The sequence below is a fragment of the Rubinisphaera italica genome, assembly GCF_007859715.1.
Taxonomy (GTDB): Bacteria; Planctomycetota; Planctomycetia; order Planctomycetales; family Planctomycetaceae; genus Rubinisphaera; species Rubinisphaera italica.
This window is the reverse complement of record NZ_SJPG01000001.1, coordinates 1,713,152-1,728,504: the sequence shown is the minus strand read 5'-3', so window position 1 is coordinate 1,728,504 and position 15,353 is coordinate 1,713,152. Positions and strand designations below refer to the sequence as shown.

Here is a 15,353-nt window from a genome sequence, read left to right as displayed (position 1 = left end):
TTACTCGCGCGTCTTGAGTGCAGAAATGAGGTCGGCTCGGTCCATATCGCGTTTGACCAGCCAACCGGAGACCATGGCTGCTGCCACGACGGACATAGCCGCCTCGCCATAGCACTTCAGGTCTAAAGTTGCGGGGATCTGATAGAGGTCGGTGCTGAAACCTTTTGCAACGACGAACGTGAGCCAGTATCCCAACATTGCACCAATCGGCAATGCCAAAAACGTGACTAAAGCTAACTCGCCGAGCAACACGAAGGCCGTTTCCCCTTTGGTGAAGCCGATCACACGCAGGCTCGCAAGGTCGCGTGCTCTCTCGGCATAGGCAATACTGGCCGCGTTATACACAATGCCGAATGTGATAACTGCAGCGATCAACGCCATCACATATCGAATCGCCCCCGCACCACTGTCGATTATCCGTTGAAATGCCGCTCGACCGTCTTCTTTAAGACTAACGCCAGCCACAGACGGCATATTCTTGAGTTTGCGATAGATCTCACTACTGCGAACAGCGTCGATCCGCAGGTATGCGCCTGAGACCCGGTTCGGCTCGCGGAGGACTTGATTGAGCGTCTCCAAGTCCATGTACGCAGGTGATCCGAGCAGTGTTTGTGCGACTCCCGCCACAGGGACAGTAAGAGTTGGGCGACGGCCCTCACGGACCTCAACAGTCAGCAGTTCGCCAGGCTGGATGTCGAGGATGTTTGCCAATGACTGGGCCAGGATCATACCATCCTTACGCATCTCGATTGTAGAACTGTCGCTGTCGAGAGCGCGATAGAGTCGCGCCGAAGGCACCAGTCCATTGACCGCACCGCGGTGAGTCTTGACACCATTTCGCATGACTACGGAGACATTGCGGACAGGCTCGACTTCAATGACACCGGGCATCCGACGCAGTTCCAACACCACCTTGTTCGACATTGCTTCATTGAAGGTCACCGTTACGTCACTGCGATCGACGACACTGAAGGACAAATCCACGGTATGATCAAAGCTCGACATGATGGAGATCATTGACACCGACAAAGCCATGCCAGCGGCAATCCCCAGTATAGCGCCTGCCATCCTGCCAGCATGCCTGGTCACTCGTCGGAGCACCATTCGGCTCGGTTGGTCGAGCACGGAGTTCAGCGCCCGGCCGATACGTCGGGTGCGACTGTAGTCGGGCGGAACGGGGGGCCGCATGGCGGTGGCAGGGGTCAGGACGAATACTCTCCGCAGCACCACAAGCCCACCCACCGAGGCCGTAAGCACACTCACAGCGAATCCCATTACGAATGAAGACGGATTCACTCGGAACACCAGGAAAGGAAACTTGTAGTACTCGACGTAAAGCCCTGTCATCGCGCGACCTGAAGCCACACCCATCAGGCATCCCGCCAACGCCCCTCCCAGTGAAATTGCCAGGATCAGTTTGAAGTAATGGCAGCCGACTTCCAGGTCGGTGTAGCCAAACGCCTTTAGCAAACCGATCTGATTTCTTTCCGCTTGCACCATTCGTGAGACAACGATGTAGAGTAAAAAGGCCGCGACTGCCAGGAAGACGGGCGGTACTCCTGTGCTCGATGCACGTAGCCCTGTAATCTCTTCACTGATAAAGCGGTTGGAGGTTTGGTCCTCCCGGCCGTAGGCACCCAGTCCACCATAGGGCTCCAATATGCGGTCGACAGCGTTGATAATCGCTGCCTTGTCCGCGTCACGTCCTAGAGATAAGAGTGCCTCGTTAAATGCACCATCCATATCGTAGGCGGCTTCCAAAGCGGTGCGGCTCATCCAGATTACCCCAAAACGGCTGTCATCGGGCACCAGTTCGCCGGGAGCCGTGGTGTAAAGGAACTCCGGCGACTGTGCCAAACCAACGATGCGAAATGACCGCCTGGCACCGTTCATTGTTGCCGAGAGTGTGTCCCCTGGTTGAAGACTATGGGCAAGTGCAAAACTTCGTAATAGTAGTATCTCGTCCTCACGTCGGCTGTCCAACTTACGCCCATCGGTCAGGTAGACATCGTTGAGCCGCGGTTCACGATAGTCGGGCAATGAAACTGCCTGGGCCTGCACGGGAAGATCGCGTGCCACAATGTCCACAAGTGCGTGACCAGTCACGCGGCCTTCGACTGACGCGACGCCCGGAATGGCAGCGAGGTCGTCGACCAGCCGTTCCGGAGCGCGGGTGACAGGTGCAAAAACCTCCGCGAAGCGATGTCGCTCGTAATAGGCACGGCGAGTCTCGTCGAGCGAGGCAACCAGCCCTGTCATCATCACGAGCATCAGCACGCCCACGGCAAGAACCAAGCCGATGGCGACGGCTTGCCCCTTGATCCGCCACAGGTCACGCAGCAGTTTCAGGTCGAGCGGACTCACAAGTACCTCACCATTCGACTTCCTCTGGGGAAACAGGATGCTCATGAACTTCGATATCACGGATGCCGCCGTCGGCAAAGTGAATCACTCGGTTAGCCATGGCGGCAGTCGCGGCGGCGTGCGTCACGATCAATACCGTAGCTCCTAGCTGCTCGTTCACGTCTTTCAGTACGCGGAGTACGGCCCTCCCCGTTTTGCTGTCGAGTGCCCCGGTCGGCTCGTCGCAGAAGAGCACACTCGGTTGCTTCGCCACCGCACGGGCAATGGCCACTCTCTGTTGCTCGCCACCAGAAAGCTGAGCAGGAAAATGGTCAGTCCGCTCCTTCAAGCCGACCAACGCTAGTGCTGTGTCGGCATCCAGGGGATCACGGGCAATCTCAGTTACCAGTTCGACGTTCTCCCGAGCCGTCAGGCTGGGCATCAAGTTGTAGAACTGAAACACAAATCCGACATGTTCGCGACGGTAAAATGTGAGCTGTTTGTCGTTCATTGCAGTCAGGTCCTGGTCGAGGAACAGAGCCTTCCCATCGGTCGGCCGGTCCAGCCCGCCAATGATGTTTAGCAGCGTGGACTTTCCACTTCCAGAGGGGCCAAGCAACACGACGATCTCGCCGGACGGAATCTCCAAGTCGACACCCCGCAGCGCGTGTACGGCTACCAGTCCCGTGCCGTACACTTTTGTAAGACCTTGTGTCGTGAACACCGGGGTTGAGGGAATGTCAGGAGTTCCTTTTTCAAGAGTTTTATATACAATAAACAAAGTGTACCGCTAATGTCGTCAGCATGTCGAGCGTCGGTATGGCACGTCCTGATGTTCATCGATGCTGCTTCACTCGGTCGATGCCTGATGTATTAATCCACAAACTCACCAACCAAATGATCCAGGTGCTGTTTCCCAAACGCGATAAACTTGTTCAAGCACGCGTATTTAATCGTCTGAATAAAGCGTTCGCAGCGGCCATTGTGATTGGGGCTCGCTTTGGGCAAAGGATTCGTTTGGATCCCTTTATCGACCAGCTTCGCGGTGAACTCTTTCGTAAACTTTGTACCCATATCGTGCAACACGATATCGGGTTTGAGGCACGTTGAGCCGTTTCTTCGATGAACAACTCCGTCTGTTTTTCAACCCAGGCGGAGTTCGGATGCAGCGTCTATTCCGTCACGATAACTTCACGCGTCGAGACACAGTTCCAGTCCAGCATGTAAATATCAGGCAGCCCTAAGGCTAATTCTATCCATGAGGAAGTAACTTCTGGCAGAAAATAGAAGAAATCGATATAAGTGGAGTAGAAAGTTAATTCTTCAACATTGGCAGGACAAATGGATTCGCTCGCTCAAAACCTGGCAGTTGACCTCGGAGTATTGAAGGTCCTGACAGGCATTATTGCAGCTTTGGTCCTCGGGACTGTTGTGCGATTGTCATTACTAGTCGGCAAAGATACAGAGACCCGTCAGAAAAAAGTTGGTAGTTTGATTGCCTGGTGGGTGTTGGCAATGGTCTTTACGATTGCATCCCTTCTGGGAACGTCAGCAATAATTATATTGATCGGTGTGATCAGTTTCATGGGGTTGCGTGAGTTTCTGGAAATTACCGATTCTCGATTTCATGAAAAACCTTTGCAGACGATTGCATTTCTGGCGCTTCCTGTCCATTACCTGTTTATCCTGTTGAAATGGTATGAAGCTTTCTGGATATTCATTCCCTCGATTATTTTTTTGCTGTTGCCGATCCGTTTAATCCTGGCTGGTCACACCGAAGGATACATTGAGAAAGCTTCGATGGCGACATGGGGTCTGTTTCTGACGGTCTATGGTTTTTCTCATTCTGGTTTGTTGCTGTCACTTCCTGAGGAAATTAATCCATCCGGAGGCCCAATCGGGCTCTTCTTGTTTCTGGTCATCTTGACGGAAGTCAACGATATTGCCCAAGCCCTGTGGGGAAGAAAATTTGGCCGTACCAAAGTTGTCCCCAATGTCTCGCCCAACAAAAGTTGGGAAGGACTGCTCCTCGGAATGCTTACAACAGTCATCATAGCGATTGTGTTAGCCCCCTTGATTACGCCATTGGCTGGAGAGGCTCGTTCTGCGTTCGAACTCAGTTTTGGGACTGCATTAATATTGCCTGCAGCCGCAGGACTCTTGATAGCGACCGGAGGCTTCTTTGGTGATCTCAACATGTCAGCCGTTAAACGTGATTTGGGAATTAAAGATGCCGGGCACTTAATTCCTGGTCAGGGGGGCATACTCGACCGAATCGATAGTCTGACTTATACTGCACCACTCTTCTTTTACTTTGTTTATTTTACGTATCGGTGATAATCGTCAGAAGGGATCAGTGTGTGCGAAAAATCATCAGATCGAAACCAGGACCGAACGACCTCCCTGCTGACAATTCCGAATATTCTATGCTTCATCCGCTTAATCGGTTCACCGGCATTACTGGGGATTGCCTGGCATCAGGATCAAATGCTCTTCCTGTGGACTTTTCTAGGGCTGTTTTTGACCGATTGGTTCGATGGAAAATTAGCGATCTTGCTCAATCAGAAGTCGGTCTATGGAGCCCGCCTGGACAGTTACGCTGATGTGTCTCTCTATGCATCGGTACTCCTGGGTATCGGCTGGCTCAAATGGGAGATAATCCAGCAAGAAGTCGTATGGATTGCGTTAGGTGTCAGCAGTTATTTCTTGACGTGTACAGTGGGGCTAATCAAATACGGTCGCATCCCCAGCTATCATACAAGAGCAGCGAAAATTTGCTGGATGTTGGCAGGACTAGCGATCGTCTCACTATTGATGAATTGGCCAATCTGGCTCTCTCGTCTGGTGATCATTGGAATTATTTATACCAATCTGGAAACTGTCACGATGACGATCGTTTTGCCGGAATGGACGAATGACCTGCGAACTCTGGCAGCAGCGTTTCGAATGAAGAGAAAAATGGATGCTGAAAATGAAACTGAATTTCATAGCGAATAGTAGTTCACTTATCTTTGAGTTCAGTTTTCTCCGGATAAGTTTTCCAGTATTGGCTGGAAACCCAACGAATCAACACTGGGAATAACCCCATTAAAACCAGAGCCAGAAGTAATTTTGGTGACAATATTGCTGAAGCACCTTGTTGAATGACTTCCTTCAGGGTAGGAATTTGCGTTCCCGCGAAGACGAAGACCATTGTCGAGGGAATGATACCGAGTTGTGTTGGCCACCAGAAGGAGAAGGTTGAGAGAGAAGTTGCTCCGCAGGCATAGTTGGTGAATGTGTAAGGCGAATGCATTAGACGCAGTGCGAGCAGATAAAATGCACCATTCTTTTCGAAAGCCTGGTCGAGTTTCTGCATTACAAACACTAATCGAGATCGTAAAGCATCCCGCAGAAGAGTTCGGCTGATGAGAAATGTCACGATGGCTGCCGCCGTCAATGCGCAGTCGGCGATTATGACCGCTTGCCAGAATCCGAATAACCAACCGTAAATTACCGATTTCCCTCCGGTACCTGGAATGATCGAGAGTAAAAAATAGCTGAGCAGTCCGATTACAAATCCCAGGATCGGTTTTGCCATGAGGAACGTGCGGATATGGATTTCGTAAGTAAGCAGAATTTTAAACAGCCCGTAGCGGCGAAAAAGCAACCCAGCAGCAGTGATTAAGAACGTGAGTATGAGAAATGTCAGAATTTTGCTTTTCATGTCTGCTCGTAAAATCGCATGCCAGGACGAGGAAACGAATGACGACTGACCGGTTCGAATCGATCATGTTCATGAAAGTAGATGTAGTGGGTAATTTGAATCATCCGCGAGTCGACTCGCAGTAAATTCAATGAGTTCTTTTCTTTTTCACGGCCACGTCCGCGGTAAGATGTCGTGGTTCCGCTTTGCACAATGATAATTCCTCGATCACGATTTCGACCGGCATAGAGATCAAGCGTATTGCCTATATATGCTCGATGCAGGTGCCCTCCCATGATCATATCAACTTTGAGATCGACAAATATGTCAATCGCCCTTTTGGCTTTCGGCATCGTCGAATCCCGTTCGTAATCGGGAGCGGGGGCAAAATGGTGATGAGCGACGACAATTTTCAAGGTCTTCTCCGGAAGATCGATAAAGGCCTGTTTGCAGAAGTCCAGTTGCTCAGGAAAAATACGCCCGTTTGAGATGGACGATTTCGGAGCTGTAGAATTCAAGGCAACAATAGTTGCCCCTTCCAACTCAACTGTGTAATCGAGCCGATCTTCGATAATTTCCCGATAATTCCTGAGAGGATCGTTCAGCCGTTCCACGACACGGTAAAGCGGCACATCATGGTTCCCGGGAACCACAATTTTAGGTACGTCAGGTAGCCGATCCAGAAACTCTTTCGCCTGAATGAACTGTTCCTGCGTGGCACGCTGAGTAAAGTCACCGCTGACGACAATGCTGTCGAGTTGCAGTTCTGCCGCCAGTCGCTGAACAGCTTCACCAACTCTCGGTAAATACGGAGGACCAAAATGGAGGTCAGAGCAATGCAGAATGTGAAGCATAAGCGAGTTCTCGATCTGCGGAATCGTTTAAGATGCTAACGTGGAATATCAACAGATATAGCAGAACGAATGAACTCGAACGTGTCAAATACTTGTCAAGATTCCAGCAAAGACACAGCCCTGCTGTCTGTCATAACATTCTGATATTTTCTGTCCGGGTTCCCGGCACGTCGAGAGGTTATTATTGTCACAACGATGAGGCTTAAACCCTTGCTTTCAAGCGAAACCTTCAGGTTCTTCAAATTCAAATTTGTGTGTTCGATTAAATGACAAACGTGAATTGAAAATCTCAGAAATCGCCTAAAACATATTTTTGGCATTCCCTTCTTAGTTGTGTGCGAAATGACTTCAGTCCGACGTTCACAACCATGAGCCCACCGGCTTTAGCCGCTGGTAATTCAGTTTGATCGTGACTGCTAACTCGATCGAATGCAGTCTTCAGCGAATCGGTCCCGATTCCCAGCCCCCTGCTGGTCTCTCAATGAGATGGTCAGTTGTCGTGTATGTTGATCGATACCAAGAAAGAGCATGGTGGTACTGATGTAAAAAAGCGTGATTGTGATTCCCCAGCCGTAGGAAAATCACAATTTCCATTCCAAGCAACTCTTTCATCGATATCAACGGGGGCACGTCACATTACTGGAAAGGGGAATACCAAAAAGTTAGCAATCACTGCCTGCATACATATTTTCGTGATGACTTTGAACTCCTTGATAAAGAGCAAGCCGACATGGAATCAAAATCTCCTATCCCCATGACAATCTCTGCCCCCTATTATATCCAGCTTTTTCATCAGTTGCCTAAGAAAGCAATCCTTTGACAACCTGAGCACCATCAACTCCTGTGAGCTTGAGATCGAGACCCTGATATTTCACGGAAAAGCGATTATGGTCGATGCCCAGACAGTGCAGAACACTGGCATTTAAATCGTTAATATGCACCGGATCTCTCACAATATTATAGCAATAATCATCAGTCTCTCCGTAATCAATGCCCGGCTTAAATCCGCCACCGGCAACCCAGGTTGAGAAACAGCGACCGTGGTGGTCACGGCCGTGATTATCATTCGTCAGTTTTCCCTGACTATAAATTGTTCGACCGAATTCACCACCGAAGATGACAACCGTATCGTCTAATAACCCACGTTGTTTTAAATCTTTGACGAGGGCGGCTGCGGGCTGATCCACCTTGTCACAATTATTGCGGATTGCTTTGGGGAGATTCCCATGCTGATCCCAACCACGTTGAAAGAGCTGAATGAAGGGCACGCCGCGTTCTGCCATCCGACGTGCTAAAATGCAATTCGCCGCGAACGTTCCCTTTTTCTCTGAATCGGGACCGTACATCTCAAAAGTCGCTTTCGTTTCTCCACTCAAGTCCATCAAACCCGGGACCGAAGTTTGCATCCGGTACGCCATTTCGTATTGCGCAATGCGTGCTTCTATTTCCGGGTCTCCCGAAATCTGGGATTTTTCGGCATTAATCTTTGCCAGTCCATCCAGCATTTTACGACGCAGTCCTCTGTCCAATCCTTTGGGGTCAGAGAGATACAAAACGGGATCACCAGCGCTACGAAACTGAACTCCCTGATGTCGTGAGGGCAAGTTGCCGCTGCTCCAGAGCCGTGAATAAAGTGCCTGCCCTGGTGCATTGCCAACGGATATCATCACCACATATGCGGGCAGTTCTTTGTTAGGACTGCCTAGTCCATAACTCAACCACGCCCCGAAACTGGGGCGTCCCAACTGTTGTGTCCCCGTATTAATGTAGGTAATCGCAGGATCATGATTGATGGCTTCGGTATTCATGGTACGAATAATAGAAATGTCATCTGCGATGGAAGCCGTGTGTGGCAGGATGTCTCCATTAATCCAGGTTCCCCGTTCGCCGTAGCGTTTAAAATTGAACATCGGTGCGACACAGGGAAACGATTTTTGTCCACTGGTCATTCCCGTGATTCGTTGTCCATTTCGAATTGAATCTGGCAGTTCCTGCCCATGAATTTTCTTCAACTCAGGCTTGTAATCAAAAAGGTCAATATGACTGGGACCACCAGCCATGAAAAGATAAATCACCCGTTTCGCTTTGGGTGCAAAATGAGGTAAACCGAGTGCCCCTCGTTGATCCGAATAGGACTGGTTGGCAGCGGAGAGTTTGGGGACGTCCCCCAACAATGATGCCAGTGCCGCCGCCCCCAGACATCCACGGGAGCGTGACAATAATTGTCGACGCGTTAACTGTCGCTGATATTCTTCCAGAGGATTCATTGCGTTTTACTCGTGAGTTAAAGTTTCGTCTAAATTGAGAATCATGTTGGCCACGACCGTCCAGGCAGCCAGTTGAGAGACATTCAGATTTTTATCGCGGGGCGACTCACCGACGTTGAGCAGTTCTTCAGCCGCCTGAGGATTGGCCTGATAGTGTTTTAGACTTTCTTCATAAGTATCAATAAGCACTGAGCTTTCTGTTGATCGGGGTTCTCTGGCCGTTGCCAGTAAAAAGGCATAACCAACCTGTTCGGCACTGGTTGCACCTCCCTCTTTCAGCATTCGCTCAGCAAGGTGACGTGCCGCTTCTACATATTGGACATCGTTCATTGTGACTAACGCCTGGAGAGGCGTATTCGTGCGGGGTCGCCGGATCGTACACTTTTCCCGTGTCGGTGCATCAAAGATCTGCATCGACGGAGGGGGTGCAGATCGTTTCCAGTAGGTGTATAGACTGCGGCGATACAGTTTTTCGCCGTGATCCTGAACGAATTTAGGATTTCCACTCAAACCGACTTCTTTCCAGAGCCCGGGCGGCTGATACGGTTTTACTCCCGGGCCTCCCATTTTTGTGTTAAGCAATCCACTGATAAGGAGCGCGCTATCGCGTATCATTTCTCCCTGCAATCGAAAACGCGAACCGCGTGCCAGTAATCTGTTTGCAGGATCTCGTAAATAGGCAGCCCGTGACACATCCGATGTCTGCCGATAAGTAGACGACATCACCATTAGTTTGAGCATACGTTTAACATCCCAGCCTGATTCCCTGAAATCAACAGCCAGCCAGTCCAGTAATTGTGGATGACTTGGGAATGCCCCCTGCGAACCGAAATCTTCCGGCGTTGTAATTAGCCCTGTCCCAAACAACATTTGCCAATACCGATTCACAGCGACGCGAGCCGTGAGAGGATGATTCTCTGCAAAGAGCCATTGTGCTAAACCCAGTCGATTTTGGGGAGCCTCTTTGGGCATCGGAGGCAAAACTGCTGGTGTCCCCGGTTCGACTTTTTGTTCGGTGGGAGCATCGTAAGCACCACGAGCGAGAATAAACGTATCCCGAGGCTTGGACATATCTTCCATGACCATGACAGACGTCAGTGGTTTGAGAAGTTCTGTCTCCTCTGCTTTTAATTCCTGCTTTTCCTTGAGTAACGCAATATATTCTACGTCTTCATGTTCCAGATAGTAATTAAGCAACTGCTGCTGTTGCTCTATCGTTCGCTCCTCTGGAGATACAGCCAGGATGGTCGTAATTGGAAGTTGCTTAGTGAGCGCCTCTACTTCAGACTGATTGAGCACATGGTTGAAGACGGAGACTTCGTCTATGGTTCCCTTTAAACGAGAACTGGGGTGACGACTGCCAATCAATAACGTTTTCGGAGTACGAATGGATTCCGTTAAGCGATCCTGCTCAATCTTCCAGTCCCACAGCTCACCATCAACATATATTTTCACACCCTCTGCTTTGGAAGAACCATCGTAGGTTACAAACACATGGTGCCAGGTAGAAGGTTTGAGTTTTTTCTCCGTAGTTACCTTGATGGCATTCGTCGGCCACGTATTGATGATATGCACTGAGATTTTTTCACCAGAGATGAGAATATCGTACCCACGATAACTATTGGCATCATCCATTTTCGCTAAAAGCGCGCCGTTCCCTTTCGGATCGAGATTGACCCAGCCACCGTAGGAAAATGAATCTGTCCGTTCGAAATCACACACATCACCCAGATCAACATAGGTTTGCCCATCAAAATGAATCCCCTGATCGTAAGGAGACTTGACCCAGTCAGCCTTACCATGAATGGTTCCTGTACGCTTCTGATCCACTTGATCAACAACCTGATTTCCTTTGCCTTCATCAAGCCTAAAATTCAGGATGAGCCCCTCTGGTTCGGATGACGTTGCAAGTTGCTCTTTATCTATTTTCTCCAACCAGTCTGTAAACTGAGGCTCGACTGACTTTTGACGAGCGGCGATTTGCATCTGGTTTTCTTTGATTCGGGCACGTGCTTCGGGAAGTTTTTTTTGTTTTTCCGGATCAACCAATTCTACAGTCGGTTTGGCATTCCCCTTCCGTGTCTGACTACCGGCGTCAGCACTGATATTGAAAAATCCAAAGAAGCGGTAATAGTCTTCGTGTGAAATCGGATCATATTTATGATCATGGCATTGAGCACATTCCATGCTGAGTCCCAACCAAACCATGGACGTCGTTTTCACTCTGTCTACGGCGTACTCAACACGGTACTCCTCAGGAATCAAGCCTCCTTCATCTGTTGTCCCGTTATTCCGATTAAATCCTGAGGAGACTTTCTGAAAGGGGCTTGCATTAGGAAGCAAATCTCCCGCCAGTTGCTCCGTTGAAAACTGATCAAAGGGAAGATTTTCGTTATACATCTGCACGATGCGATCGCGCCAGGCCCACATATCGCGCGGCCCATCAGCATGATACACACTCGTATCACCATAACGAGCTGCGTCCAGCCACATCAAAGCCATTCTTTCGCCGTACTTTTTTGAACTCAAAAGACGGTCAACCAGATTTTCATAGGCGTTGGGAGATTCATCATTCAGAAATTGATTAATCTCGGAAATTGTGGGAGGCAGCCCGGTCAAATCAAATGTAAGTCGGCGGATCAAGGTGCGACGGCTGGCTTCACTCGAAGGCTGTAACTGCTCGGATTCCAGATTTGCCAGAACAAACTGGTCGATAGGATTACTTACCCACTGACTGTTTTTGACGGTTGGTAATTCTGATTTTTCTGGAGATAGAAACGACCAGTGACTGGTCCATTCGGCTCCCTCATCAATCCAGCGTTTAAGCAATTTCTTCTGTTCGGGAGTTAACTCTTTGTTTGAATCAGCGGGAGGCATTTTCAGATCAGCATCAGTACTACTGATCCGTTCATAAAATTCACTTTGATCGGAATGCCCGGGAACAATCGAGTCCGCTTTTGCTGTTTCTGCCAGGTCGAGCCGAAGATCTGCTTCACGATGATTCGTATCGGGACCATGACAATGAAAGCAGTTTTCAGAAAGAATCGGTCGTATATCTCGACTGAAATCGATTTTCGTAGTCGCAACTGAATTCTTTGTCAGATCATTTTCAGCTTGACAGACATTGATGGTTAGAGCGAGAAAACCTGACCACAATAAGTGAACGGAGCGAGGCAGCGTACGCATACTCAATTATGTCCTTAAAATCTGAACACAATTAACGATCCTGGTGCGTCTCAAGAAATTCCGAAACTGCGACATCGCAGAACGAGGAGAACAGGTGGGACCCAATTGAATGATCGTTATTTCTATCGTAAGTCTGCCTGAAGACAATTGTCAAGGCTCTTCCGATGTAAGCGGGATGCCGTTAGCGTAATGATCACACGAAAAGATTTATTAATATGGATGCTGGTGACGTACAACACACTCTTAGTAACGACTCGTATGCGGACTGATTCTGGAAGTCATGAAATAAGGGGATTTACAATAGACTCGAGTGCTCAACGGTAATTCGGAGAGGCGTCGTTAATCCAATACGCTGAGGATCATAGAGCTGAGCACTACGCTGGATGAGTTGGTCGAAGAATTGCAAAATCTTGTCTGGCCGTGTGGAGACCTGACGAGCGAGCAGGGCATCGCCCTGCTGGTCTCTCAGGAAGTCTGTAAGATGTCGTGCATGCTGATTGATACCGATAAAGAGCATGGTGGTCCTCCTGCAAGAATGAGTGCGTGTAATTCCCCAGCGATAGGAAAATCTCAATTCCCATTCCAGGCAACTCTTTCATCGATATCAAAGGACCATTGAGAAAAGATCGGTTGGGACAAATCATTGCTCGTCCCCACGGCTGGAAACGAACAGAATGCAAAATACATAGACGTGTTTCATTACTTTTTCCACAGGACTCAAAAGCTGAAGAATCGTCGGGAATCTTTATCCGGCCATCCAGGGAAATTCCAAACCTGTTTGAATATCGAAACTCGTTACCGTACCTTCAATCACGATCCCTTGTTAATATCCTGTTAATAGAAGTGTATTAATTCGATCCCATCAGGAATGTCTGGTTGGCGTTGATTCGGCAACTTCAATCGCTCTGAAAATTGGAGTTAATCGACTTACTGCAGGCTCATTCGAACGAATCGAAGAAGTCATCGATCAGTTCAATATGATGGAGAACTGACGTAGAATCATTTTTCATTTATAACATTCCTTCTTGATAAAATTGAATTTGACGTTCAATGATTCTATTTTTTTAGCAAATATACAGGGTGAGCATGTCAAAAAAACTTCAGCTGATTTGCCTGCTGGGTTTGTCATTTCTGATTCCCCTACTAATTTGGCATTTACTGCCGTTGGTACCAATGTCAGGAAGTCCCGAAGAATTATTTACTGGCGGCAAAAGTTATCATACCACCCTACTGCCATTTGATCGTCATGTTCTCGGAGAAAGTCCCGTCGGACTGCCGATCATTTCTCATGTACAAGTGGTTGATTTCGACGGGGATGGCAAGAATGATATTATCGCTTGCGATGTCACAAAAAGTTGTGTGACGAAAATCAGTCAATCCAATTCCGGTGAGTTTATAGAACAGATATTAATCGACAATATTTCAGCCCCCGCTCATGCAACAATTATCGATCTTAACCAAGACGGACGCAATGATGTGATCGTTTCTGTACTCGGTAATATTTTGCCAGATGACAATGTGATTGGCCGAGTCGAATATTATGAGCAAACGGACACAGGCTATAAAAAGAGAGTGCTGCTGGATGATGTGCGAAGGGTCGCAGACGTTCAAGCCGCCGATTTCGATTCCGATGGCGATTTGGATCTTGTAGTTGCAGTTTTTGGATATGCACGGGGAGAGATTTTGTGGTTGGAAAATATGGGCGATGAAGTTTTTCTCGATCATCAACTCCATAGTGCACCGGGCACGATCCATGTCCCAGTTGCCGACTACGATAACGATGGTGATCTCGACATTGCAGCTATTGTCTCGCAAGATGAGGAAGAATTATGGACCTTTGAAAATACTGGTGATGGGAATTTTCGCTCTCACAGGATTTGGCGAACAGTGAATCTGGACTTGGGAAGTGCTGGTCTGGTTCAGTCCGACCTGGATAATGACGGGGATATGGATTTAATTTTACCAGTCGGTGATAATCTGGAAGATACTGAAGCTTACCCACAGCCTTACCATGGCTGTCTATGGCTGGAGAATCAGGGAAACTGGAAATTTCAGATGCATCGGATCTCTGACCTGGGCGGAACATACGCTGCATCTGTGGCTGACCTGGATGATGATGGCGACAAAGACGTTGTACTCGTCAGTATGACCAACGATTGGTACGCAGCAGAACATGCCAGCCTGATCTGGTTGGAGAATGATGGTCTCCAGAATTTCACATCATGGCAGATAGATAGTGAGCCAATTCATCTAGTGACAGTGGCGACTGGAGATATTAATGGCGATGGAATTAAAGATATCGTCACGGGGAGCCTGAATTTAAGGAAACCGTTTGAGAGAATTGGGCGAATTACAGCCTGGACGGGAACAGGTAACCACTAAGTATCTTTTTGAACATGCACGAGAAGTATTTACACACCAATAAGTTTTATTGTTGAAATCTATTTGCATTAATAATGCAAAGTGATAATACTTAAAAATTCTGAAAATTCATTCATTCTGAATAATTATACATCAAATCAATTCGATCATTGAGGCTTTCGTGAAATTGCTTTCCAAGTTGATTCCCATTGCGTGTCTTCTCGTAATTGCAGGTTGTGGCGGAGGAGATGTAGAAACCATCGAAACTGCTGCATTTAAGGGCACTGTCACATTGGATGGATCGCCTCTGGAAAAAGGCATTATCCAATTTCGTCCTGGTAAAGATGCGAGCGGTCAACCCTTACGCGGACAAATGACAGAAGCGACGATCAATGCTGGTCAGTACGAATTACCTTCTGATAAAGGTGCAGTGGTTGGTGAAAATGCTGTGCTGATTTCTGCCACTAAAGTTGTCGGCAAAGAGATGGCCGATGGAGAAGAAATCGATAAAGTCGAGCAATATCTTCCGGCGAAATACAATTCCGAAACCACGTTATCGGTCAACGTTACGCCTGAAGACACAGAACACAATTTTGAGTTGAGCACAAAATAATCTATCAACTTTAGTCTGAAGTTAACTCTTTTTCCGACGATCAT

12 protein-coding genes are annotated in these 15,353 nt (G+C 48.4%); 4 read left to right on the top strand and 8 right to left on the bottom strand.

The annotated features are described in order from the left end of the window. The 3 genes from Pan54_RS06355 to Pan54_RS26725 all read right to left on the bottom strand — a co-directional run bounded on the left by Pan54_RS06355 (position 1) and on the right by Pan54_RS26725 (position 3,417). Entirely contained in the window at positions 1 to 2,409 is a 2,409-nt protein-coding gene (locus Pan54_RS06355) for an ABC transporter permease (protein WP_146502704.1), read from the bottom strand. Further along, on the bottom strand, positions 2,372 to 3,124 hold the full coding sequence (locus Pan54_RS06350; RefSeq protein ID WP_207310059.1) for an ABC transporter ATP-binding protein: 753 nt from the start codon (positions 3,122 to 3,124) through the stop codon (positions 2,372 to 2,374). Before Pan54_RS06350 ends, Pan54_RS06355 begins: the two co-directional genes overlap by 38 nt. Before the next feature lie 92 nt (positions 3,125 to 3,216). Then, a complete protein-coding gene (locus tag Pan54_RS26725; RefSeq protein WP_390621921.1) occupies positions 3,217 to 3,417 on the bottom strand; it encodes an integrase core domain-containing protein in 201 nt (66 codons plus the stop codon). Positions 3,418 to 3,684: 267 nt separating this feature from the next. On the opposite strand from Pan54_RS26725, the gene Pan54_RS06340 reads away from it, so the two are divergent. Then, positions 3,685 to 4,680: a phosphatidate cytidylyltransferase gene (locus tag Pan54_RS06340; protein WP_146502703.1), complete on the top strand. Its 996-nt coding sequence runs from the start codon at positions 3,685 to 3,687 to the stop codon at positions 4,678 to 4,680. Between the two features lie 21 nt (positions 4,681 to 4,701). Continuing rightward, entirely contained in the window at positions 4,702 to 5,340 is a 639-nt protein-coding gene (locus Pan54_RS06335) for a CDP-alcohol phosphatidyltransferase family protein (protein ID WP_165441614.1), read from the top strand. A gap of 4 nt (positions 5,341 to 5,344) precedes the next feature. On the opposite strand, the gene Pan54_RS06330 is transcribed toward Pan54_RS06335, so the two are convergent. From Pan54_RS06330 to Pan54_RS06310, 5 genes are all read right to left on the bottom strand, one after another. Then, complete coding sequence (locus tag Pan54_RS06330; protein ID WP_146502701.1) at positions 5,345 to 6,049, bottom strand: TVP38/TMEM64 family protein; 705 nt, start codon at positions 6,047 to 6,049, stop codon at positions 5,345 to 5,347. Continuing rightward, the gene (locus tag Pan54_RS06325) at positions 6,046 to 6,882 is read right to left on the bottom strand and encodes a metallophosphoesterase family protein (RefSeq protein ID WP_146502700.1); all 837 of its coding nucleotides are present in this window, start codon (positions 6,880 to 6,882) and stop codon (positions 6,046 to 6,048) included. Before Pan54_RS06325 ends, Pan54_RS06330 begins: the two co-directional genes overlap by 4 nt. 800 nt (positions 6,883 to 7,682) lie before the next feature. Next, the gene (locus Pan54_RS06320; protein ID WP_146502699.1) at positions 7,683 to 9,149 is read right to left on the bottom strand and encodes a DUF1501 domain-containing protein; all 1,467 of its coding nucleotides are present in this window, start codon (positions 9,147 to 9,149) and stop codon (positions 7,683 to 7,685) included. A gap of 6 nt (positions 9,150 to 9,155) precedes the next feature. Then, a complete protein-coding gene (locus Pan54_RS06315; protein ID WP_146502698.1) occupies positions 9,156 to 12,335 on the bottom strand; it encodes a DUF1553 domain-containing protein in 3,180 nt (1,059 codons plus the stop codon). Between the two features lie 295 nt (positions 12,336 to 12,630). Continuing rightward, positions 12,631 to 12,852, bottom strand: a complete 222-nt coding sequence (locus tag Pan54_RS06310) for a hypothetical protein (RefSeq protein WP_146502697.1) — start codon at positions 12,850 to 12,852, stop codon at positions 12,631 to 12,633. Between the two features lie 569 nt (positions 12,853 to 13,421). On the opposite strand from Pan54_RS06310, the gene Pan54_RS06305 reads away from it, so the two are divergent. Continuing rightward, complete coding sequence (locus Pan54_RS06305) at positions 13,422 to 14,717, top strand: FG-GAP repeat domain-containing protein (protein WP_146502696.1); 1,296 nt, start codon at positions 13,422 to 13,424, stop codon at positions 14,715 to 14,717. Positions 14,718 to 14,877: 160 nt separating this feature from the next. Beyond that, positions 14,878 to 15,309, top strand: coding sequence for a hypothetical protein (locus Pan54_RS06300; RefSeq protein WP_146502695.1), 432 nt, complete (start codon positions 14,878 to 14,880; stop codon positions 15,307 to 15,309). Positions 15,310 to 15,353 lie beyond the last annotated feature (44 nt).

Bases quoted from the DNA above. Each gene is read 5' to 3' on its own strand.
- Pan54_RS06320 (WP_146502699.1), bottom strand. From the start codon at position 9,149: ATGAATCCTCTGGAAGAATATCAGCGACAGTTAACGCGTCGACAATTA.
- Pan54_RS06315 (WP_146502698.1), bottom strand. From the start codon at position 12,335: ATGCGTACGCTGCCTCGCTCCGTTCACTTATTGTGGTCAGGTTTTCTC.
- Pan54_RS06355 (WP_146502704.1), bottom strand. From the start codon at position 2,409: ATGAGCATCCTGTTTCCCCAGAGGAAGTCGAATGGTGAGGTACTTGTG.
- Pan54_RS06340 (WP_146502703.1), top strand. From the start codon at position 3,685: ATGGATTCGCTCGCTCAAAACCTGGCAGTTGACCTCGGAGTATTGAAG.
- Pan54_RS06305 (WP_146502696.1), top strand. From the start codon at position 13,422: ATGTCAAAAAAACTTCAGCTGATTTGCCTGCTGGGTTTGTCATTTCTG.
- Pan54_RS06325 (WP_146502700.1), bottom strand. From the start codon at position 6,882: ATGCTTCACATTCTGCATTGCTCTGACCTCCATTTTGGTCCTCCGTAT.
- Pan54_RS06310 (WP_146502697.1), bottom strand. From the start codon at position 12,852: ATGCTCTTTATCGGTATCAATCAGCATGCACGACATCTTACAGACTTC.
- Pan54_RS26725 (WP_390621921.1), bottom strand. From the start codon at position 3,417: ATGGGTACAAAGTTTACGAAAGAGTTCACCGCGAAGCTGGTCGATAAA.
- Pan54_RS06330 (WP_146502701.1), bottom strand. From the start codon at position 6,049: ATGAAAAGCAAAATTCTGACATTTCTCATACTCACGTTCTTAATCACT.